Origin of the sequence: Falsihalocynthiibacter sp. CO-5D18, assembly GCF_041205445.1 — a bacterium.
Classification (GTDB): domain Bacteria; phylum Pseudomonadota; class Alphaproteobacteria; order Rhodobacterales; family Rhodobacteraceae; genus Falsihalocynthiibacter; species Falsihalocynthiibacter arcticus.
This window is the reverse complement of sequence record NZ_JBGFCF010000001.1, coordinates 240931-261432: the sequence shown is the minus strand read 5'-3', so window position 1 is coordinate 261432 and position 20502 is coordinate 240931. Positions and strand designations below refer to the sequence as shown.

At 54.0% G+C, this 20502-nt stretch carries 19 protein-coding genes and 3 pseudogenes; 6 read left to right on the top strand and 16 right to left on the bottom strand.

The window, feature by feature from the left end:
• Nucleotides 1-54: 54 nt before the first annotated feature.
• Complete coding sequence (locus AB9F27_RS01215; RefSeq protein WP_335583506.1) at nucleotides 55-648, top strand: VOC family protein; 594 nt, start codon at nucleotides 55-57, stop codon at nucleotides 646-648.
• 90 nt (nucleotides 649-738) lie between these two features.
• Nucleotides 739-2370 (top strand): FAD-dependent monooxygenase, encoded by a 1632-nt coding sequence (locus AB9F27_RS01210; protein WP_335583507.1) that lies wholly within the window; start codon nucleotides 739-741, stop codon nucleotides 2368-2370.
• Nucleotides 2371-2379: 9 nt separating this feature from the next.
• Here AB9F27_RS01210 and AB9F27_RS01205 read toward each other — a convergent pair whose 3' ends face one another.
• The 3 genes from AB9F27_RS01205 to AB9F27_RS01195 all read right to left on the bottom strand — a co-directional run bounded on the left by AB9F27_RS01205 (nucleotide 2380) and on the right by AB9F27_RS01195 (nucleotide 5276).
• Nucleotides 2380-3306: a LysR substrate-binding domain-containing protein gene (locus AB9F27_RS01205; protein WP_335583508.1), complete on the bottom strand. Its 927-nt coding sequence runs from the start codon at nucleotides 3304-3306 to the stop codon at nucleotides 2380-2382.
• Between the two features lie 118 nt (nucleotides 3307-3424).
• Nucleotides 3425-4378: a VOC family protein gene (locus AB9F27_RS01200; protein WP_335583509.1), complete on the bottom strand. Its 954-nt coding sequence runs from the start codon at nucleotides 4376-4378 to the stop codon at nucleotides 3425-3427.
• A gap of 16 nt (nucleotides 4379-4394) precedes the next feature.
• Nucleotides 4395-5276 (bottom strand): fumarylacetoacetate hydrolase family protein, encoded by an 882-nt coding sequence (locus AB9F27_RS01195; RefSeq protein WP_335583510.1) that lies wholly within the window; start codon nucleotides 5274-5276, stop codon nucleotides 4395-4397.
• A gap of 170 nt (nucleotides 5277-5446) precedes the next feature.
• Here AB9F27_RS01195 and AB9F27_RS01190 point away from each other — a divergent pair, with 170 nt between their 5' ends.
• The 3 genes from AB9F27_RS01190 to AB9F27_RS01180 all read left to right on the top strand — a co-directional run bounded on the left by AB9F27_RS01190 (nucleotide 5447) and on the right by AB9F27_RS01180 (nucleotide 8192).
• Nucleotides 5447-6151 carry an FCD domain-containing protein gene (locus AB9F27_RS01190; protein WP_335583511.1) on the top strand — a complete coding sequence of 235 codons (705 nt, stop codon included), beginning with the start codon at nucleotides 5447-5449 and terminating at the stop codon, nucleotides 6149-6151.
• 185 nt (nucleotides 6152-6336) lie between these two features.
• Nucleotides 6337-7182 carry a peptidylprolyl isomerase gene (locus AB9F27_RS01185; protein WP_335583512.1) on the top strand — a complete coding sequence of 282 codons (846 nt, stop codon included), beginning with the start codon at nucleotides 6337-6339 and terminating at the stop codon, nucleotides 7180-7182.
• On the top strand, nucleotides 7179-8192 hold the full coding sequence (locus tag AB9F27_RS01180; protein ID WP_369757456.1) for a HupE/UreJ family protein: 1014 nt from the start codon (nucleotides 7179-7181) through the stop codon (nucleotides 8190-8192). The genes AB9F27_RS01185 and AB9F27_RS01180 overlap by 4 nt, the downstream gene beginning before the upstream one ends.
• A gap of 149 nt (nucleotides 8193-8341) precedes the next feature.
• Here the strand turns inward: AB9F27_RS01180 and AB9F27_RS01175 are convergent.
• From AB9F27_RS01175 to AB9F27_RS01135, 9 genes and pseudogenes are all read right to left on the bottom strand, one after another.
• A pseudogene (locus AB9F27_RS01175) lies at nucleotides 8342-8464 on the bottom strand (hypothetical protein); the annotation flags it as partial.
• A 701-nt stretch (nucleotides 8465-9165) separates the two neighbouring features.
• Nucleotides 9166-9399, bottom strand: a pseudogene (locus tag AB9F27_RS01170) (DUF3604 domain-containing protein); the annotation flags it as partial.
• On the bottom strand, nucleotides 9365-9514 hold the full coding sequence (locus tag AB9F27_RS01165; RefSeq protein WP_369757509.1) for a DUF3604 domain-containing protein: 150 nt from the start codon (nucleotides 9512-9514) through the stop codon (nucleotides 9365-9367). The gene AB9F27_RS01165 and the pseudogene AB9F27_RS01170, both read right to left, overlap by 35 nt.
• Nucleotides 9515-9613: 99 nt before the next feature.
• A pseudogene (locus AB9F27_RS01160) lies at nucleotides 9614-9798 on the bottom strand (DUF3604 domain-containing protein); the annotation flags it as partial.
• A gap of 27 nt (nucleotides 9799-9825) precedes the next feature.
• Complete coding sequence (locus AB9F27_RS01155; protein ID WP_335583515.1) at nucleotides 9826-9951, bottom strand: hypothetical protein; 126 nt, start codon at nucleotides 9949-9951, stop codon at nucleotides 9826-9828.
• 275 nt (nucleotides 9952-10226) lie between these two features.
• Nucleotides 10227-11552: a TRAP transporter large permease subunit gene (locus AB9F27_RS01150; RefSeq protein ID WP_335583516.1), complete on the bottom strand. Its 1326-nt coding sequence runs from the start codon at nucleotides 11550-11552 to the stop codon at nucleotides 10227-10229.
• 1 nt (nucleotide 11553) lies between these two features.
• Nucleotides 11554-12105, bottom strand: coding sequence for a TRAP transporter small permease (locus AB9F27_RS01145; protein ID WP_335583517.1), 552 nt, complete (start codon nucleotides 12103-12105; stop codon nucleotides 11554-11556).
• A 61-nt stretch (nucleotides 12106-12166) separates the two neighbouring features.
• Complete coding sequence (locus AB9F27_RS01140) at nucleotides 12167-13189, bottom strand: TRAP transporter substrate-binding protein (RefSeq protein WP_335583518.1); 1023 nt, start codon at nucleotides 13187-13189, stop codon at nucleotides 12167-12169.
• Between the two features lie 25 nt (nucleotides 13190-13214).
• Complete coding sequence (locus AB9F27_RS01135) at nucleotides 13215-13742, bottom strand: gluconokinase (RefSeq protein ID WP_335583519.1); 528 nt, start codon at nucleotides 13740-13742, stop codon at nucleotides 13215-13217.
• Between the two features lie 116 nt (nucleotides 13743-13858).
• Here AB9F27_RS01135 and AB9F27_RS01130 point away from each other — a divergent pair, with 116 nt between their 5' ends.
• The gene (locus AB9F27_RS01130; protein WP_335583520.1) at nucleotides 13859-14887 is read left to right on the top strand and encodes a LacI family DNA-binding transcriptional regulator; all 1029 of its coding nucleotides are present in this window, start codon (nucleotides 13859-13861) and stop codon (nucleotides 14885-14887) included.
• Nucleotides 14888-14960: 73 nt separating this feature from the next.
• On the opposite strand, the gene AB9F27_RS01125 is transcribed toward AB9F27_RS01130, so the two are convergent.
• From AB9F27_RS01125 to AB9F27_RS01110, 4 genes are all read right to left on the bottom strand, one after another.
• Nucleotides 14961-16028: a betaine/proline/choline family ABC transporter ATP-binding protein gene (locus tag AB9F27_RS01125; protein ID WP_335583521.1), complete on the bottom strand. Its 1068-nt coding sequence runs from the start codon at nucleotides 16026-16028 to the stop codon at nucleotides 14961-14963.
• Nucleotides 16029-16040: 12 nt separating this feature from the next.
• A complete protein-coding gene (locus AB9F27_RS01120) occupies nucleotides 16041-17078 on the bottom strand; it encodes a proline/glycine betaine ABC transporter permease (protein ID WP_039002657.1) in 1038 nt (345 codons plus the stop codon).
• Nucleotides 17079-17224: 146 nt separating this feature from the next.
• Nucleotides 17225-18196 carry an ABC transporter substrate-binding protein gene (locus AB9F27_RS01115; RefSeq protein WP_335583522.1) on the bottom strand — a complete coding sequence of 324 codons (972 nt, stop codon included), beginning with the start codon at nucleotides 18194-18196 and terminating at the stop codon, nucleotides 17225-17227.
• A gap of 377 nt (nucleotides 18197-18573) precedes the next feature.
• The gene (locus AB9F27_RS01110) at nucleotides 18574-20493 is read right to left on the bottom strand and encodes a caspase family protein (protein ID WP_335583523.1); all 1920 of its coding nucleotides are present in this window, start codon (nucleotides 20491-20493) and stop codon (nucleotides 18574-18576) included.
• Nucleotides 20494-20502: the final 9 nt, after the last annotated feature.

Sequence of the window (20502 nt, the reverse complement as noted above, 5' to 3'; positions counted from 1 at the left end):
GATCGAGTTTGCGTCCTAACGGATTGCACTCGTTTATACTGGGAGGAGAAACCATTGAAGAAACCAAAACCAATCGCGCAGAAACCAATACTGCACCACGTAACATTCAAAACAACACGCATGCAGGAAATGATGGACTGGTACGAAGCCGTGGTAGGCTGCGCACCCAATTTCGTTTTTGAAGGTGCCGCCTGGACGACGAATGACACGGCAAATCACCGGATTGCCTTTCTCGCCACCCCTGGGATCAAAGCCGATCCCGATAAGATCGTCCATGACGGTATCCATCACACGGCCTTTGAATTTGGCACGCTCCAAGGGTTGCTCGACAACTATGAACGTCTGGCCGAGGTCGGCATTCTCCCGCACATCAGCCTAGATCATGGGCTGACCATGTCGTTCTATTATGTCGATCCCGACGGCAATAGCGTTGAGTTGCAAAGCGACAACTTTGGCAACTGGATTCACTCCGCGCATTGGATGCAGACATCGCCCGAATTTGCACGCGAGCCTATCGGTGTCGAAGTTGATCCGCCAAAACTGATCAAGGCTCTGAAGGACGGGGTTGCCCAATCCGATCTGCTGAAGATGTCTCGTGCTGGTGATTTCCTACCTGACACACCCGGCGACATCCGCTTGCCCATCTGATCCCCAAACGCCGCGGCAGAGGCAACTCTGCCGCACGAAAATTGACGCCAAGGGCCCTTTGCGCCTTGGCCATCGGAGGCACTTTCACAGATGTCAGACCTACCTAGCGCCACAAAAGTGGCAATCATCGGCAGCGGGCCTGCGGGCCTCGCCCTTGCCATTGAGCTTGGCTATCGCGGCGTGCCTTGCGTCATTCTTGAACGCAGCGTCCGCGCAGGCTATGCGCCACGTGCCAAAACGACCCACTCACGGACTCGCGAACACATGCGCCGCTGGGGGATCGCCGATAAGCTGGCTGCCGCCTCGCCCTTTGGCGTTGAGTACCCTTCGCACGTTAATTTCGTGACCCGACTGGGCGGACATCTGTTGCACCGTTTTGAACACGCGCTCGATTGCAAGGCTGAGCGTAACGAGGAATTTTCCGAGCACGGCCAATGGATTCCGCAATACAAGCTTGAGAAAGTGCTGATTGATCACGCCTTGTCATTGCCGGGTGTTGAAATCTGCTATGGCCAGACATTCACAGGCTACACAGCCCTTGATGGCGGCGTATCGGTACAGCTTTATGACAGTGCCACCTCTCGCGACTGGGAGTTGTCGGCGGAATATCTTGTGGGAGCAGACGGGGCCGGAAGCGCCGTTCGCGACGCCATTGGCGCCAAGATGGAAGGCACCTACGGCCTCTCGCGCAATCTAAACGTCATTTTCCGTGCGCCCGAATTGGCCGCGAAACACCCACACGGCGACGGCATCATGTACTGGCAAATCAACCCCGATTTTCCAAGCCTGATCGGGCCGATGGACACGGGTGATCTCTGGTATTTCATGCCGACCGGCATTGATGCGGCCAACGCCCCAAGCCTGGAGGCCGCTGCGGATATGATCCGCGCTGCGACGGGAATTGATACCGAAATTGAGGTACTCAGCTCTGATGAGTGGGTCGCGAGCAAGTTGCTGGCCGACCGGTTTCGCACGGATCGCACCTTCTTAATCGGCGATGCGGGCCATTTGCACCCACCGTTTGGCGGGTTCGGGATGCTGCTGGGGGTTGGGGATGCCGTTGATATCGGCTGGAAACTCGCCGCGGTGCTTCAGGGGTGGGGCGGCACGGCCCTACTCGACAGCTTTGAGGTTGAGCGCCGCCAGACCGCGCAATTTGTGCTGGATGCCGCCGAGGCCAACCACACGATCCTCGCAAACCAGCTGATCCTACCGCACATCGAAGAAGACACACCAGAAGGTGTCGCCGCACGCCAAGAAGCGGCGGAAATGGTGCGCAAGCACAAGCACGGCGAATTCTATGCCCGTGGAGTGGTGTTGGGCTATTGTTACTGCAATTCACCCGCGATTATAGATGACGGCACGCAAAAAGACTGGAAGCGGTCGATTGACTATACGCCCTCGGCCACGCCGGGTTGCATCGCGCCGCATTGTTGGCTCGCGGACGACTCGTCGCTTTATGATCATTTTGGTCAGGGGTTCACGCTGTTGATTACCGATAAAGTTGACGCGCAAGAGATCGCAAAGGCGCGCAAAACGGCCGAAGACGTGGGCATGCCACTGACCGTATTTGCTCCAAAAGACGGGCGACTGGCCAAGCTCTATGGCGCGCCTTTGGTCTTAATTCGTCCCGATCAACATGTTGCATGGCGCGGAGAAGTGGTGCCAACGGTCGACGTTTTCGAACAACTCATCGGACGTCGCAGTTCGCTCAAAGCATAGGAAAAGGGATTACAATACAGCTGCGCCATCGGATTTGCGGCTGTGTTGTAGACCCGCGCGGCGGAACATGTCGAACATACATTCCGCCAGCGGTGTGAGCGAAAGATCGACACGCCGCACAAGGCAGATCGGTGCCGCTTCCAGAACATCGGTGATTGGCAGCACGTCAAACAAAGCGCGATCAACGGGCGCATTCAACACCTGCATTGGAACTGAGGTCAGCAAATCGCTATTGGCCACCGCCAGCAGAGTCGCCGTAGAAGATGTGGTATGCATAATGATCCGTGGCATCGGCAACCCAAGCTGAACAAATGGTCGCTCAAAGTCGCCCTCGCTTTTACGGTCGTGCAAGGCCTGTTTGACCCATTCTGCCTCCCCAAGCTGACGAATCGATGTCGCCTGCGCAAGCGGGTGGCCTTTGCGCGCGATAACAACGCGCATATTCTGGAACAACACTTCCGACGTCACGCGGCTCCCCCGTCCGGTATCCATAAAGGGACCAACGAAAAAGTCGATTTCACCGTTGAGCAATTGACCCTCTATTGGCGCATAAAAGCTCTCAACGAACTTCATGACAGCGCGGGGGTGGGTGCGGCGAAAACTCATCACCGCTTGCGGCATCATGGCGAAAGTAGAAACCGCCGACATCGCCACGCGGACTTCTCCGACCATTTCGCCCTGCATTTGACTGATTTCTTCCGTCGCGCGCCGCAGTTCTTCTTCAACGGTGCGGGCCCGTTTGAGCATGGCCAGCCCCATCGTTGTGGGCAACATGCCAAACTGGTGCCGTTCAAACAAGGGAACGCCCAACTCCCGCTCCAATTCGCGGATGCTGCGCGTTATCGCGGGCTGAGTCACGCCTAGATGACGCGCCGCCGCGCGCAAACTGCCGGTGTCAGCGGTCGCAATTAGGTCCCTGATCTGGGTTAACTTCACGGGCCGATCTCCTAAAATGCGCCTGACGGTAAACCGCTTCTACCTCTCTTGCCCTCCGAATAATAGGTTGTGCCGCCTGAAAACGATAACGTTTCTTCTTGGGTGGGTTTTACTCTGGCTAGGACTCATAATTCGTGATGAAATCTTTGGGAATTTCTGGCCCCCACAGGTAAATCGAGTCCTCTGGCGGATGGTCGCCCGCCTCCCAATCGTGATCGACAGGAATATAGTCGATGTCGGCGGAATATTCCGAATAGCTGCCCCATGGATCTTTGACATAATGGAAGTAATTCGACCCAAGCACGTGCCGTCCAAGGCCCCAACCTTTGTCAAATCCCTTGTCTGCCATTTGCGCCGCACCCAAGCCGATTTCATTGATGCCGCCCACGTCCCAACTGCAATGATGCAAACCGGGAGCGTCAGATTTTGCAAAGGCGACCAGATGGTGATCCGAGCCGTGAATCCCATGCATAAAACAAATACCATCGCCAGACTGGTCGCTCAAACGCAACCCCAATGTACGGCTGTAAAAGCGGATGCAGGCCGGAACATCGGGAGTAAAAATAAGCAGATGCGCCAGCCGATGTGGCTGGACCTTGGGCGCATTGCAGCGCTGCATTGAGCCCATCACACCCGCCGCCGACGAAGGAACACTAAAGTCCGCCTTTTGTGTTGGGCTTGTTTTTTCAGCAATCTTGACCTCAATCAAAACACCGAAGGGATCGCGAAACCAAATGCCATTGCTGTCAAAACCGAGCGGCGCATCCATGATCGGCACTCCGTCCGCCTCAATTCGTCGTTTCATCGGCTCGAAGTCTTCTTCAAATATCGCAAAACTAAGATGGTTGAGCTTCTTGCGACCAGCCTCCCCAAGGGACGCCCAGCGTTGGGTCGACCCGAAGGTATAAAGCCCCAACCCCTCCCCCTCTTCGCGCACATCTAGGCCGAAGCTGGTGTAAAAATCCTGTGCCACCCGAAGATCAGGCACTACCATGTGAAAGGTGTCCATCGAATGAATACCCAATTCGCCGGGGCGCTTGGTGATGCCGACTTTGCCAGTGATTGCAGTCATGGTTTTCTCCCTTAACTCAGGCGGATTTGGTGAGTGGCTGTAAAATTTCGTCGTGCACAGGGTTGGATAACTTACCGAGGCCCGTAATCTCGACTTCGCAGACATCGCCGTCAACCATCCAAAGCGGCGGCTTGCGCGCAAGACCAACCCCTGAAGGTGTTCCCGTGACGATAACATCACCGGGCTTCAAGGTCATGAACTGCGAACAAATCGAAATGGTTTGCGCAACAGAGAACACCATATCATCAATCTCGGCCTGCTGCACCACTTGGCCATTGAGGCGGGTTGTCAGTGCTAACCCGAGACAGCCCTTGGGTAACGCGTCCGCCGTGACAAAATAGGGTCCGAAGGCGCCTGTGTTGTCGAAATTCTTGCCTGCGGTCCATTGCGGCGACTTGACTTGATAGTCGCGGATTGAGGCATCGTTGAAGATTGAGTATCCCGCGACATAATTCAGCGCATCGGCCTCGGACACTTTGGACGCTTCTGCCCCGATGATCGCGACCAATTCACCTTCATAATCGAGTTGGTTCGACACTTGTGGACGGATGATTGAGGCACCGTGCCCAATAAGAGACGAGTTGAAACGGCCAAACAGGGTTGGAAAAGTTGGCTGTTCAAAGCCGCTTTCCGCCGAGTGATCGCGATAGTTCAGCCCAACACACACAATTTTCTCGGGGTCTGCCACAGGGGGAAGATACGTGACCGCCGCCATGTCGATAACGGGACCATTCCCAAGCGCCTTTGCCGCGGCTTTGAGTGCCGGCGCTCCGGCGCGGATCAATGTCAACAGATCGCTGGGAAACCCTTCGTCCTGTGCCATAAGGCCACGAAACGCGCCCTCAACCTCTATGGCGAGCCCGCGCTGCCCAGCAAATTCGAATGCGGCAAATTTCATGTCAGTTCCTCTGATAAGATAGGGAAACCATAATTTGCAATAATGTATCAGTCAATTAAAAATATATTATTTATCGTATCTCGCAGTTGTGACTGTTGAATGGGCAACAGTATACTATTGCGATATAGTAGATGTTCATGAAATAGGTATCGGCAAAAGGGGATCAACCTATGGCGGCCAAGACTCAGAACCTAACAGCGCAGGCCTATGAAAAGGTCCGTTCGGATATTCTGGCCTGTCGCCTGCGACCTGGCGAAAAAATAAAAATATCTGACCTCGTGAGTGCCCTTGGCTTCAGCCTTGGTGCTGTGCGCGAGGCATTATCCCGTCTTACTTCTGAAGGGCTTGTGGTGGCTGAACCCAACAAGGGGTATCGCGTTGCCTCGATCACGCAATCGGAGTTGGAAGACCTTACCAAAACGCGCATTCTTATCGAATGCTGTTGCCTCGAAAATGCTATCGAGAATGGCGATTTGAAATGGGAAACCGGCATTGTTTCAACGCAGTTTGAACTGTCCCGGATCAGCCTCCAAGATCCGAACGATCCCGACCGTGTCAACGAAGACTGGGCCGCGGCGCATAGTCGGTTCCATGCAGCTCTGGTATCGGCCTGTGACAGCCCGTGGTTGCTGCGCATTCGCGAGACGCTTTTTGCGCAATCCGAACGATATCGCAGCGTGTCCGTTCCCCTAGACAGTCGCAAGCGCGATGCGACCGCCGAGCACAAGGCGATTGCCGATGCCGCGATCGGTCGCGACAAAACCGCCGCGAGTATTGCGATGCGAGAGCATCTCGAACTTACCACGCGCATCCTGATTGACGCCGTCGTTAGCGACGGCGCTTTGGAAACAAAACCCATGCACAAACAGTCCTAACCCACGTTTTCTAGCGGGTATCAACCTCACCTTCTTCGCGAAGATTTGCCTTGATACTTCCGCCTTGATCGCTCGGATCGAATTAACCTTCGCAAGCCTTTTTCGTGTTGTGCCCCTGCAAATTCAGCCATACCCTGCACCGAATTTTACCCCTCCTTTTTCTAAAGGCACCCGTTGAAAACATGATGAAAGACACAATTTCAAAGCTATTAAGAGAGCCATTACTGCATTTCATTTTTGTTGGTGGACTCGTTTTTGCAACCTTTGCAGCGCTCAACGAGCGGCCAGTCAAACAGCAGGAAAACTTGCTTGTCGTGGATAACGCGGATCTGGTGCGCATCGCGGAACAATTTCGCGCCACTTGGATGCGGCTCCCCACACAAGACGAGATGGCCGGAATGGTCGACGGCTTTGTACAAGAAGAAGTCTTGGTGCGCGAGGCATTGGCCTTGGGGCTTGATCATGACGATGCTGTAATCCGCCAGCGCCTTCGGCAAAAGATGGATTTCATAACGGGCGTCAATACAGTGGGTGCGACCCCTGACGAGGCCGTGCTCAAAGCCTATTATGACGCAAATACTGCAAATTACACCCTAGATCCCATTGTTACTTTTGAACAAATCTACCTCGGCCCGAACGCCACTGACGCCCAGATTTCGGCGACACAAGACGCGGTTCGCAATGGCCAACCGACCGAAGAATTAGGCGTTCCAACCTTGCTCCCCTCAACGCTCAAAGGCTCCACGCGCGCCAATGTGGATCGCAGCTTTGGCATCGGGTTCTATGACGCAATCAACGTGACACTGTTGGAGCAGTGGCAGGGGCCAATCGTGTCGTCCTTCGGTGTTCATCTTGTGCGCGTCGAAAACTTCAAACCCGCTGAAACCGTGCCCCTTGAATCCATTAAAGAGCGGGTTACACAGGACTGGCAAACCCAAAACGCAGAAGCCGAAAAAGCGCAAAACATCCACAACCTGCGCGCAAGGTATGACGTGCAAGTTGGTGATTATAGCGCGTTGTTGACGCAATGATCCGGCTTATTCTTGTTGGCCTCATGCTGGCCTTCTTTGGAGCGCCCGTTCCGTCGACTCACGCACATGCGCTTGAACCCGGGTATCTGGAACTCGAACCTTTAGAGGCCGAAAACTGGCGCGTCACTTGGCGCAAACCCGCCGTATCTGGGCAACCTATGCCTATCGAAGCAGTGTTGCCGGAAAACTGTGCGTACCAACGCCCGCCCAGCACCCAATTCGATGGCTACGCGTATATCTCGCGCTGGACGACGGAATGCGTGGGCGGATTGACGGGCAACGAGATCACGATTGAAGGGTTGGAAAACACCAATACCGACGTGCTCGTGCGCTATACCCTCGATAGCGGAACTGGGCAAACGATGCGCCTGACGGCACGTACACCGTCCTTTGTGATCCCCGCTACACCAAGTACCTTTGGCGTTTTCTCAAGCTATGTGGCGCTGGGGGTTGAGCATATCCTTGGCGGGATTGATCACCTCGTGTTTGTGCTTGCCCTGTTGTTGCTCATCCGAAATTGGCGTCCCTTGGTGGCAGCGATAACGGCCTTTACTGTCGCCCATAGTATATCCCTCGTGGCGGCAACGCTTGGCTGGGTCACGCTCCCTGCGCCTCCCGTAGAAGCGGTCATCGCGTTGTCGATTATGTTCCTCGCCTCGGAATTGGTGCAACAATCCAAGGACCACCAAACGCTAACTGTGCGCTACCCTTGGGCCGTGGCGTTTGCTTTTGGTTTGCTGCACGGCCTCGGTTTTGCTGGCGCTTTGGTCGAAATCGGCCTGCCCGAGGGCGACATCCCACTGGCGCTATTTTCTTTCAACATAGGTGTGGAAATCGGCCAACTCATGTTCATTACAGTTGTGCTTTCGCTCGGATACTTGTTGCTCCGCTTGGCCCCAAAAATCGCCAGAAAAGCATTGCAACCACAGGGCGTCGCCCTAATCACCATTGGCTATGGAATTGGCGGCGTGGCGGCTTTTTGGTTTGTGCAAAGGCTAGCGCTGTTTTGAACACGCCATCATGTACGGCCCCCTGAAGGTTTAACGCTGGCGCGTTTGGTCGACCGCCGCTGTGTTGCAGGTGTTGAACAAAACACGGACGGAACCTGAATATTCCCAACCACTTGGCCGATAAAACGAGCTGGAGCAACCAGATATGGTTACGCGCATTGAGCGCAGTTTGCATCGCTTCCTGTCGGGGTATAGATCAAAAAGGCGGCGCTACTATGGAGGTTGCCAGAATGCCGGCTGACCACGAGGGTGATCGTGGTATCGCCCAAACCCGACGACGTGTCTCAAATGAGAATGCCCGAAAAGGATTCGCGTAACCTCAGAAAATAGTTTCCTAGCCCGCCTTCGACCGCAAACAAGGGTGTCGCATCGCCCATGGGCCCGATGAATTGGCGTAGAGGATTCATCTGAGAGCCTTTCTTTTGGATCGTCGCAGCAACCTCTGGCATCAACGGTGAAACATTGCACACAGCCTCGGAATTTCAAGGACGCGCGCGGCGTAAAACGATGGGGATTCATGGGGAAAATCAGTGTCCGCCTCCCCCCGAGAGCATGGGCGCGCCAAAATATTAGGTATATTTTCAAATCAATACGTCGATAATACGCGGCGTGTGCCACCAAGCGCATCCACCCACCCTTTGATACTCGGATGTGTCCCAGATTGGCACCATCAGGGTCTTTCTCGGCATAGGCGGTATGTGCAGGAGCTAACATCCTGAACAGTGCTTTTGAACGATTCATCAACCACGGCACGCGCATAGCTTTCGGGTGTCTCAAGTTCGGCAGCACCCGCCGTTGTGGCGCCCATTCGTGCCGCACTAAGGACCATATCATTTATTTTTCTCCCTTTATCTGTTGATGACTTTTTCAAGGAGGCGGCCGGAGTTTCAAATCCAGCCGTCCGAAAATCTGGATCGATGCGCCTTCCCACACTCAGAGTTGGCCCCACAGACCAAACGTTTCGATAGATCATTTAGCCCTTTAGGGTGCACCAAATCGGCGAGGTAATGGCCCGATCTTGTGTTTTGAAGGGGACCGTCACGGAGAGATCTGGGTCGTACTTCACGCGATCATCCGCCGTCCAGTACGGGGTCAGAATTTCGACAACGCGAGCGTAATAGAACGCCTTGAGAGCAGGAGCAAAATCTGAGTCTGCCCATACTATCCCCAACTCAGCCGCGCCAGCTGAATTGGTTTTGCTTGGGGTCGCATAATGCATAGACCAGAAACTCGGGCGAACGTCCTTCTTCGGTCGCGACAACAAGGTCGCTCCCCATCGCCCCCCCTTTGCTATCGCCAACGACCGCGAAGTCTCGACGCAGGGCGTCATCGTCTTCGAAATCCCAGCCAACATATCGGCGATTTTCGCTTGGCTCGCGTCAAGGTTGCAATATTTCCATGTTTCAAATTCGGCAGATTCATCGTCAGGAGAGAGAAAAGAATGTGCTTCGCCCTCGCCCTTCATAGGGATGGCTTCGTAAAGGCATTCCCATTTCTGGCGTTGCGCGGCATAGCCTGCGTCCAGCGGAGCGCCATCGGCAAAACCGACCTGAAGTGCGAACAACATGCCACTCGACAGGTTCCCGTTGTGTGGAATCGCTGCCACATCACCGCCCGTTTTGTCCAAATAGTTTTACAACCACCCCCAAAGTTTGCGCGGATCAACCGCCCCCATTGGGTGCGTCGTGGTACAGGGTTCGACTTGGCCAGCGCGCTCAGGTCCGTCGCGGAAAATAACGATGCGGTGGAGGGTGAACATGCTTAATCACGCGCTGGTTTTGCTGCGATTAATCGGGCACGAGCCCCTTTTCGGCATGGGCTCAGAGGGGGGGGAATTCAATTCCGATCGCCCAGTTGGAACTTGGTGAAATGGTGGGTTCGCGCAATGCCGGTGAAACTGCATTGCGCGAACCCACCCTAAACGGGGCAATCCACCGTGATTACGGCACTATCATTGTCCTCGATCGCAAAAAGCGAATGGACTGAGACCACAGATCTAGGCGGAGGCGTGCCCAGCCTAGAAATGGCACCTTCCTAACGACCCGTGATACCTGGAAACGCGAGGAGCAGGCCGAGCGCGATAATTTGCAACCCGATGAACGGAAGAAGCGATTGAAAGATTTCCCCCAGCGAGATGTCTTTGGGCGCAACGCTTTTGAGATAAAACGCGGCGGGACCAAATGGTGGCGATAGAAAACTCACCTGCATATTCATGGCAAACACAACTCCAAACCAAACAGGGTCATAGCCGAGCGACACGACAATCGGCACAAAGATTGGCATCGTTAAAAGGGCGATTCCGACCCAATCAAGGAACATCCCAAGCACAAAGAGGATGGCCATCATAAACAGGATAATCACTATCGGCTCGTCAGAAATTCCGGTGATCAATGTCGAAACAAAGTTGATACCGCCCATCAAATTGAACACGCCAACCAAGGCCGTGGCCCCGATCCCGATCCAAACGATCATCCCAACGGTTGCAAGGGTTTGCCGCGCCGCGCCGAGCAACAAACTCGATGAAAATTCGCCACGGATTATGGTGGACAAAGTCACGCCAAACACACCCACAGCGGAGGCTTCGGTCACGCTGGCAATGCCGCCATAGATCGACCCAAGCACAAAAAACACAACCAACCCCGGCAGGAACAAACCTTTGAGAAGACGCAGTTTTTCTGCTCTTGGGATTTCGCCCTGTTCTGGAATTGGAGCCAGTGACGGGTTTAGGTAGGCGCGAATGAGGATGTAAACGACATAGAGACCTGCCAACATCAATCCGGGGAGGAAGGAAGCCGTGAAGAGATCGCCAATCGACACGTTTGCGGTAAGCCCGTAGACGATCAAAACGATGGACGGTGGGATCATCGTGCCCAACGCGCCCCCTGCGCAACACACGCCGATGGCGAGTTTGCGATCATATCCAAGGCGCAACATTTGCGGCAAAGCGATAAGGCCGAGAAGCACAACTTCGCCACCGATAATACCTGACATCGCTGCGAGAATGACCGCAACAAGTAAGGTTTGAATAGCGATGCCGCCGCGCAATCGTCCGCCAACCAGCCGCATAGCATCAAACAAATCGCGCGCGATGCCCGACCGATCAAGGATGGCGGCCATCAAAACAAACATCGGCACAGACACGAACACAAACGAATTCACAAAGCTGAAAATTCGGCTGGTAATCAATGGAACGGCCATAGGTCCGAACCAACCCAGAGCGAATATCAAAGCGACCAAAAGGGTAACGAACGCCAGCGGCATGCCGGTAATGAGCAAAAGCAACAGCGCGGCGAACATGGCGAATGTCGCCCATTCAATACCCATAGCCTTGAAGTCTGTGAGGAGGGAAAGCCATTCCATGTTAGCTATCTTTCTTTTTGTAGTAGGAAACGGCCAACACTAGAAATTGAATAGCCATGAGGCACAGGATAATAAGTAGAAAGACTTTCAACAGACCCGGCGTTGGGGGGTTCCACGCGGAGCCGGACGTCTCCAAGCGAAAATCGCCAGCAGGGGTCCAAATTGCGCGTTTCACGCCTTGCCACGCGGCCCATGCGAATATCACCGACGCCAGAAAACTTGTGAGGGAAATCGCGATGTCAAAATGGCGCCGAACGGGTTTGGACAGGTAATCATAGATCAAAACAACACGGATATGGCTGTTGCGCGACACCACATAGAGGCCACCGAAGACAAACGCGCTGGCGTTCAGAAAAATTACGGTTTCATGGGCCCAAATGGTGGGGGCATTCAGCACATAGCGCAGAAAAATTTCGAGGATCAGAATGGCGGCTGAGATCAGAATTCCGATGGCAAAGATGATGCCCACAGAATTAATGACTTTGCCCAATGCACCTGAGTCCGGATCAGCGCCTTCCTCTAAATGCAGGTTTTTGATTTGATCTTGGTCCATTGGGTTCACATCCCTTGAAAAAACGGCCCCGCCGAAATGACGGGGCCGCTTGTGGTTTAGATTACTCGGAAATCATGCCTTGCGCTGCAAGATACGCAGTAAGCACATCAAAAACGCGTTGTGCATTGTCCGAACGTGTCGCTACTTTGCTCCACTCACCCTGTGCAATCGTGCGGAATTTGGCGCGCTCTGCTGCGGACCAGTTGTGCACTGTGATTTCTGGGTTTGCGTTCGCTTCGGCAACAGCAATCGTATCGCGTGCGGCCAGTTGGCTCACCATATTGTTGGCGAAATCACGCACCGACATTTCTAGGATGGCGTGGATATCCGCAGGCATACTGTCCCATGTCGCTTTGTTCATCGACACTTCGACGAGTGGCATGGAGTGGAAACCGGGGTAAACGGGATGCTTGGCAACATCATGCATACCCTGCTCTTGATTGGTCGAGAACACGGTATAGTCAGCCGCGTCGATCACGCCTTTATCAAGCGAGGTAAACACTTCCGAACCGGGCAAATTGACCGGAGCCGCGCCTGCTGCTGCAAACACTTGCTGAACGAGGCCTTCTGGCGCCCGCATTTTCAAGCCTTTGAGATCGTCAACACCATCCAAGGGTACTTTTGAGATAAACGCTTCAAGGCCAGGGGTTGTGGCCCCGATAAAGTGCAAACCATAAGGCTCGACCAATTCGGCCATCAGTTCATTGCCGCCACCGTATTGCATAAACGCAAACATTTCATACGGTGAAGACCATGCGCCAACGGGGTTCGCAATTAAGCCAAACGCCGCATCTTTGCCCGTGAAGTAGGACGTATCGGTGATGTGACCGTCGATGATCCCTGCGGCAACCGCATCTTGGGTTTCTGTGTGTTGGACGATTGAGTTTACTGGCAACATTTCAACAGTAACCCGTCCACCTGTGAGGACGCCAACGCTGGCGGCCCATTCGCTTTGCAAACCAAAGTTAGGGTTGCCAGCGGGATCGGACGATTGAAAGCGCAATGCAAAGTCTTGTGCGAAAGCGCCTGAGGCGGTCATTGCAAGTGTCGCGGCAATCGCGAGTGATTTTACGTTTAGTGACATTGAGTTACTCCCTGATTTCAATGATTTATCGGATCGTTTCGTTAGAGGTGGCAAAATACGCGCGCACGGCATTTTCCACATCGGTCTGCACTTGATCTTTGCTGCCCGTAATATCGACAAAAAGAGCGTGTTCCTCTGGTGTCGGAGGTTCAAGCGTTTCGATTTGACTGTCAAGCAGCGTCGTGGGCATGAAGTGATCGCTTCGTTGCTTTAAGCGGTCAGCGATCAAATCTCGGTCACCGTGCAGATAGACAAACTTGACGCAGCCAATGCGACTTTGAAGCAGGTCGCGATACGACCGCTTGAGCGCCGAACAAGCGACGACAACGTTGCCCTTTGCGCGGGCAGATTCCGTCGCATCCCCTATGCTCTCAAGCCAAGGGATGCGCATGGCATCGGACAGTGGAATTCCCGCGGACATCGCTGTGATATTTTCACGTGGGTGATAGGTGTCGGCCTCGATATACGTCGCAGGCAAGCTCACTGAAAGCGCTTGGCCGATTGACGTTTTGCCAACACCACAAACACCCATAATTACAAACGCTGCATTCAAGTCTATCTCCCCCCATGACCAAGACATGTTTAAATGATTGCGCAATCATTTGTCAAAAGAAATATCTTTTCTAGCTGGAAAAGCTTATACGTCATTACAAACAAGGAGAATTGAGGATGAAGAAACCAACCTTGATCGATGTTGCACGTATTGCAGACGTTAGCGCAATCACTGTTTCAAGGACTTTGCGCGATCCAGAACGGGTTTCCGAATCGACACGCATCAAAGTGCAAGCGGCGGTAGAGGAGCTTGGATACGTGCCAGACAGCGCGGCTTCTACGCTGGCCTCAAAACGTTCCACTGTGATTGGAATGCTCGTCCCGTCGTTTTCAAATAATGTGTTCTCACAAGTCTTGGCGGGTGCTTACGACGCCATTGAAGGCACTAAATATTCGATCCAAATTGGCAACACACGTTACAGCGCCCTCAAAGAGGAAGAGATGGTGCGCAGATTTCTTACGATGAAACCTGCGGGTATGATCGTCGCTGGGGTCGACCAAACAGAAATGACCCGCAAGCTCCTCAAGGCCACCGACTGTCCCGTGGTGCAAGTGATGGATATTGCCGACGATCCAATCGACAGTATCGTTGGGTTTTCCAACTTCCAAGCCGCAGCAGAAGCCACCGATTATATGATTCAAGAAGGGTTTCGCCGGATCGCCTTTGTCGGCACGCGCATGGACCCTCGAACACAAATGCGTATGGCGGGATATCGGTCTATGATGGAGAAATCAGGCCTGCATGACCCTGCCCTCCAAATAACGACGCAGATCAAATCGAGCGTGGAAATCGGGCGGCACCTCTTGGGTGACATTCTATCAACGGTTCCCGATTGCGACGCCGTTTTCTGTAACAACGATGATGTCGCGGTCGGAATCGCGTTTGAGTGCGAAAGACGCAATATCCGCATCCCTCAAGATATGGGAATCTGCGGATTTAATGATTTAGGAACGACATCTCAAATGAATCCAGCGGTAACTTCTGTACACACACCGCGCGTTGAAATTGGCAAAGTTGCGGCGCAAATCGTTATCGACGCCAACGCAAAAATCGAGACCAAAAGTGAAAAAATCTATGACCTTGGCTTTGAACTGAAAAAAAGGGCATCCACAAATCTACGGGGGGCCGCGTTCCGATCCAGCTGAGAGATTTAAAGTCAACGATAGGGAACGAGATCAACCGGAAACCAAAATGGCTTCCGGTTTCAATCTAGGTCAATCAGCCACTGCGGCGGGCGCTTTCCGGATCGTCAGATTGCTCTGATGGCACGAGGGCACGCACCAGTTTGCGCATGTCCAGTAAGCCAACTGGCTTGCCGTCCTTCATCACACGATAGCTAAGTGCTGTGTCGCCCTCCGACAGGGCAATCACAGATTCCAGCGTGTCATCATGATCGATGTCACCTGCCCGCTCCCCCGGTGCATCTGGTGTCTTAAGCATGACAGATCGCACCCGCAAAACCCGCGCGCGATTGATATCACTCACGAAATCTTCGATGTACGGGTCTGCAGGGTTGAGCAAAATGTTTTGCGGCTCCCCCTGTTGGACAACAAAACCGTCCTTGAGGATGACCAGATGGTCCGCAAGCTTCAACGCCTCGTCCAGATCATGCGTGATGAAAACAATTGTTTTCTGCAACTCGGCCTGCAACTCGTTCAACAGGTTTTGCATGTCGGTCCGGATCAAGGGATCAAGAGCCGAAAACGCTTCGTCCATCAACATAATGTCGGAGTTACTGGTCAACGCGCGCGCGATTCCCACCCGTTGCTGCATCCCGCCTGACAGTTGGTGGGGATACTGCTCGCCCTGCCCTTGCAGCCCGACGCGATCAAGCCACTTGCGGGCCTCATCCGCATATTTGCGTTCGCTCTGCCCTTCGATGGACGGCGCAAGGCCCGCGTTTTGCAACACGGTCCGATGCGGCAGTAGCGCAAATTTTTGGAAGACCATCGACATTTTATGCTGCCGCAAGTGCCGCATCTGCTTCTCGTTGTATTCCAGAATGTTATCGCCATCGACCCAGACTTCGCCAGACGTGGGTTCAATCAAACGGTTGAGGTGGCGAATAAGCGTCGACTTCCCTGAGCCCGACAAGCCCATGATGACCGTCGTTTTTCCGGCGGGCACATCGATGTTGATGTCGTTCAGGCCAAGAACATGGTTGTGCTCTTCCAACAGTTCAGATTTGCCCATCCCGTCAATGATGTGTTGCAGGGCTGGCTCTGGGTCGTCTCCGAAAATCTTATAGAGATTACGGATCGAGATCTTGATTTCTGGTTCGTTCATATCCGTCACCTCTTATCTAGATTGACTTACATTGATGCGAGCAAGCGCCGCCTTGGTCACGCGATCAAGAATGATTGCAAGAAGCACAATCCCCAGACCAGAGAGCAGACCTACGCCAAGTTCAAGCGAGCGAATGCCGCGCAGAACCAGCACACCCAGACCGGGGGCTGAAACCAGCGATGCAATGACGACCATTGCGAGGCTCATCATGATGGTTTGGTTGACGCCTGCCATGATATTTGGCAGCGCCAGCGGGATTTCCACGTTGAACAGTTTTTGCCGTTTGGTCATGCCAAAGGCATCTGCGGCTTCGGTCACGTCGGGATCAACAAGACGGATGCCCAGATCCGTGAGGCGGATCACCGGTACGATCGCATAGAGAATAATGGCGATACCGTAGAGTTTTGGTTCCGTCACCGAGAAGAGGAAAATCAACGGGATCAGATAAACGAACGGCGGCAGGGTCTGGAGCATGTCCAAAATCGGGATCATTGTGCGCTGTACGCGGTCGCTCCGCGACATGGCTATCCCTATGGGCACGCCAAGTAACACACAGGTTATCGCACAGACAAAGATGATCGCCAGCGTCTGCATTGTGTAGCTATAATAATCAACAAAACCGAGGAACCCGAAGCAAATCGCAACCAGCCCAACCAGTTTCCACTGCCGACTAACGGCATAAGCAATGAGCATCAACAGCGGGATCATGACGAACCATGGCACCACCTGCATTACCCAGAGCGCTTCGTTAAGCGCCCAGCTCAGGGGTTGAGTCAGCGGGTCGACGACGACTTTCAGACTGTCTTTGATCGACAGGAAGCCTTCTTCTAGTCCGCTAGTCAGCTCACGTGATTGTGGAAAGGCGGGACAGGCTTCATGCAGGGCATCCATGGAGGGAAAAGGCGTTTCCCAAGCCGAGGCGACTACATCTTCGTCTGATGTCTCCGCCAGAAGTTGCGCCATCGACGTCATTCCTCCGCCGTCATCTCCGCTGCTACCACACCAGTTGCGTAAGCCAAGTCCGTCGAAAACAAAATCGTAAGTCGCCATACATCCCTCATTCAGGCCATCGTTTCGGCCCTATTCTATTGTTCGTCTAAACGACGACAGGGCCAGATCATGTGAACTGGCCCTGTTAAATGGATCGCCTAAAATACCGTCATGCCCTTGAACGAGCAATCAGACAGGCAGTTCGCTTATTTCAAAAGAGCAGACAGTTTTTCTGTCGCCGCTTCATTGATCCAGCTTCCCCAAACCTCAGGATTGCCCTTGAGGAAGTAAACAGCCGCTTCTTCGTTAGAGGCGTTGTTCTCTTCTTTCCAAGCGAGAAGTTGGCTCATTGTGTCCGTCTTGAAGGTCACTTTGCTCATCAGGTCCGCAATATCAGGGTGCGTACCCATGAAGTCTTTGGTCACAATCGTCAGCACGGGTGCAGATGGGAAGGACGATGCCTTAGGATCAGCCGCATCAGCGTTTTGGTTCGCCGCGTGTACCGCTTCGTCGTATTCACCAAGATCAACGCTGGTCATTGCAAACTTACCCATTGGCGTCGTTGGACCCCAATAGTAGCCAAACCAAGGTTCTTCGCTCTGATAAGCCGCAGCCATCGAAGTCGCCAGCGTTTCGCCGGAACCGTGATTAAAGACTTCGATACCGCTATCTTCAAGGTTGAATGCGCGGATCAGGTTGTCATTGACGATGCGACAGCCCCAACCATCAGGACAGTTGTTAAACATGCCACCAACCAGTTCTGGATTGTCCATCACGCCTTGGATTGTTGCAAGCTCTGGGTGCGCTTCAACAAGATACGTTGGAAGCCACCAACCTTCGACACCACCGGGGTCAAGGACGCTGGTCAACTCTTCGATTTTGCCGTCAGCTTTTAGCTTTTTGTAAGCATCACCTGCGGAGTTAACCCACAACTCGGTTACGATATCTGGTTCGTTGTTTTCGGAAAGGGACGTCATCGCCGGCGTCGTGTCCGACGGCACCGCCGTTACATCACACCCATAGCCCTGTTCCATCAGGAATTTCGAGACAGCCGTAACAATAGCAGCTGAATCCCAGTTCATCTGAGTGATCGTAACTTCGCCGCACTGGTCTTGTGCCAAAGCCGCCGTTGGGGCTGCGAGTGCCGCGAATGCCGCGCCGATAATAATACGTTTCATATGGGTAATTCCTTCTTATTTCTTGTTTTACCGAGTGTCAGCCACGTGTTGGCGCACTCGCAGAAAGCCCAGCAACCTCGCAAACGCCATCCCAGCAGTCAGGCTGCATTCCTTTTTTTGTCAAAAAAAGTGGAAGGTCTATTTGCGACATCTCTAGTCGCTTTCAGGCTACAAACTATCGCAATACTGACGGAATGCAACCAAGTATATATTTCCAAGCCTTCTAAGGCCGCGTAATTGAGCAAGGTCGATTCAAGTAAAAATCAACGCACAATCAACACCACAAGCCCTTTGAACGAGGAAAGTGTTCAATCAAAACAATCCCTTTGCGCCGCATATACCCGCAACGAAAGGCGGCTTTTCTAGCCCAGTTCAGCTCAACTCTTCAAAACATCCGCGTTAAAACCACCATTGCGCCAACGCGTCAGCGCAGACGTGAAGTTCGGTCCGGGCAGGCCATCAATGGTGCTTGTGTAATATCCCGCTTCTAACAGGCGCGACTGAACCGCAGAAATTGTATCACGGGACCAGTCATCCGACGCGGTCGTCAATTGTTGCAGCAAAGCGCCCCGATCTTCGGCCAAGCCGCGCAGTAGCAAATCCGCCGCTGCTTCAGGGTCGCGATCAATGCCTCGGCCTTCATCCAGCAAGATCGCAGCGGCACGATAGCCTTCGACTTCGCCATCGCGCGCGGCGCGGCGGAAGTAGTCCAGCGCATCCGCCGGCGTATCGATCTGGTCGCTCTGGGCCAAAACACCAAGGTTGAACACGGCCTTGGCCGAGCCCCCCTCCGCCGCTCGCCGCAGCAAAGCCACACCGCGATCTGGGTCGGCAGGGAGCAACACGCCCTCAAACAGAGTTATAGCGAGGTTGATCATCGCATCAGCGCTTCCCCCCTCTGCGGCCCGTTCATATAATGCCAGCGCTTGGGTCTGGTCCTGTGGCAAGCCGTTGCCTGACTCCGTTAATTGCGCAAGGCTGACCATCGCGCGTAAATCGCCGCGCTCTGCCGCACTTTGATACAACTGCACCGCCCGATCCATCTCTCCCGAGGCTGCCGTCGCCCGCGCCAAAAGGGCGGTGTAATGGGGCAACTCTGGCGAGCGAACCGCAGCCGCAGAACAGGCTTGAATCGCCGAGAAAGCATTGCGCTGCAACTGCTCGAAACTGACGCCTGACTGATTTGCCGTCGCATCACGAGGATGGGTTGCCAAGCGCTCGCAAATCCCACCCGGTGTGGTGTCATCGGCCTCGGGGATCAGCGCCAAAAGACGTGCGACCTGTTCGGCGTCGGCGCCGGTCGGGTACTGCTCCAGATAATATTCCAACAGGGGGCGCATCCGACTGCGCCGCGCCAACGACCATAACCGCGCGGCCTCGGCCACGTCATCGCGGTCCGCCAGCGTGCGGGTTTGCGCGCCGCTCTGAATAAACGCATTCACATCATCCACATGCGCGCCCTGCGGATAGCGCTCGGCATATAACTGCATCAAGTTGGCATCGCTCTCGCTCGCCGCAACCTGCCACAACAACGTTTCCTCGGAGGCGGTTACGGGGCTGTTATCAAAGCGAAACTGCCGTGTCAGGGACGAGTTATCCCAAGGAATTTGTCGCCCGCCCGTCGCCGCCAAAACATCGCGGCGCACCGCGATCATCAGTTCGGAAATCGACTGGCCCGGAGTATAGAGATGGTTCAGCATCGCCTCGGAAAAGAAACTGTTCCGCCCCGTCCCGTCATAGGCCACATTGTCGGGCTGGGTTGCATAACCAATCATGAAATCCGCCGACGAGCCAACCCGTGCCAAACCGCTTCCGGCCTCAGGGACCGCTGCTCCGCCCGCAAAAGGGTTGTCGCGACAGGCATCCAGAAACACAAGTTTCAAACCCTTTGATTGCTCCATTGCGTTCATAACATCGGACAAAGGGATCGTTGCTGTTGCCACATCACTGGCCTGTGCAATCACCGCATCAACCGGCACCAGATAGTTCTCGCCGTTGACCTGAAACCCGTGCCCCGCATAGTAAAACAGCACAGCATCCGCCGTCAGCGCCGCCTGCGAAAACCGTGAAATCGCGTCGGACATCGCCTCAAAGCTCTGGTTGCTGCCCAAGATCACGTCAAAGCCAAGGCCCTCCAAGGCAACGGAAATATCCAAAGCATCATTGATCGGATTGTCCAGTGCCCCGACGTTTTCATAGGCAGAGTTGCCCACAACAAAGGCCACACGCCCCTCAGACCAAACGGCGGAAACCGTCAGCCCCCACAATAGGACAGACGCAATAATATTTCTCAGCATAACTTCCCC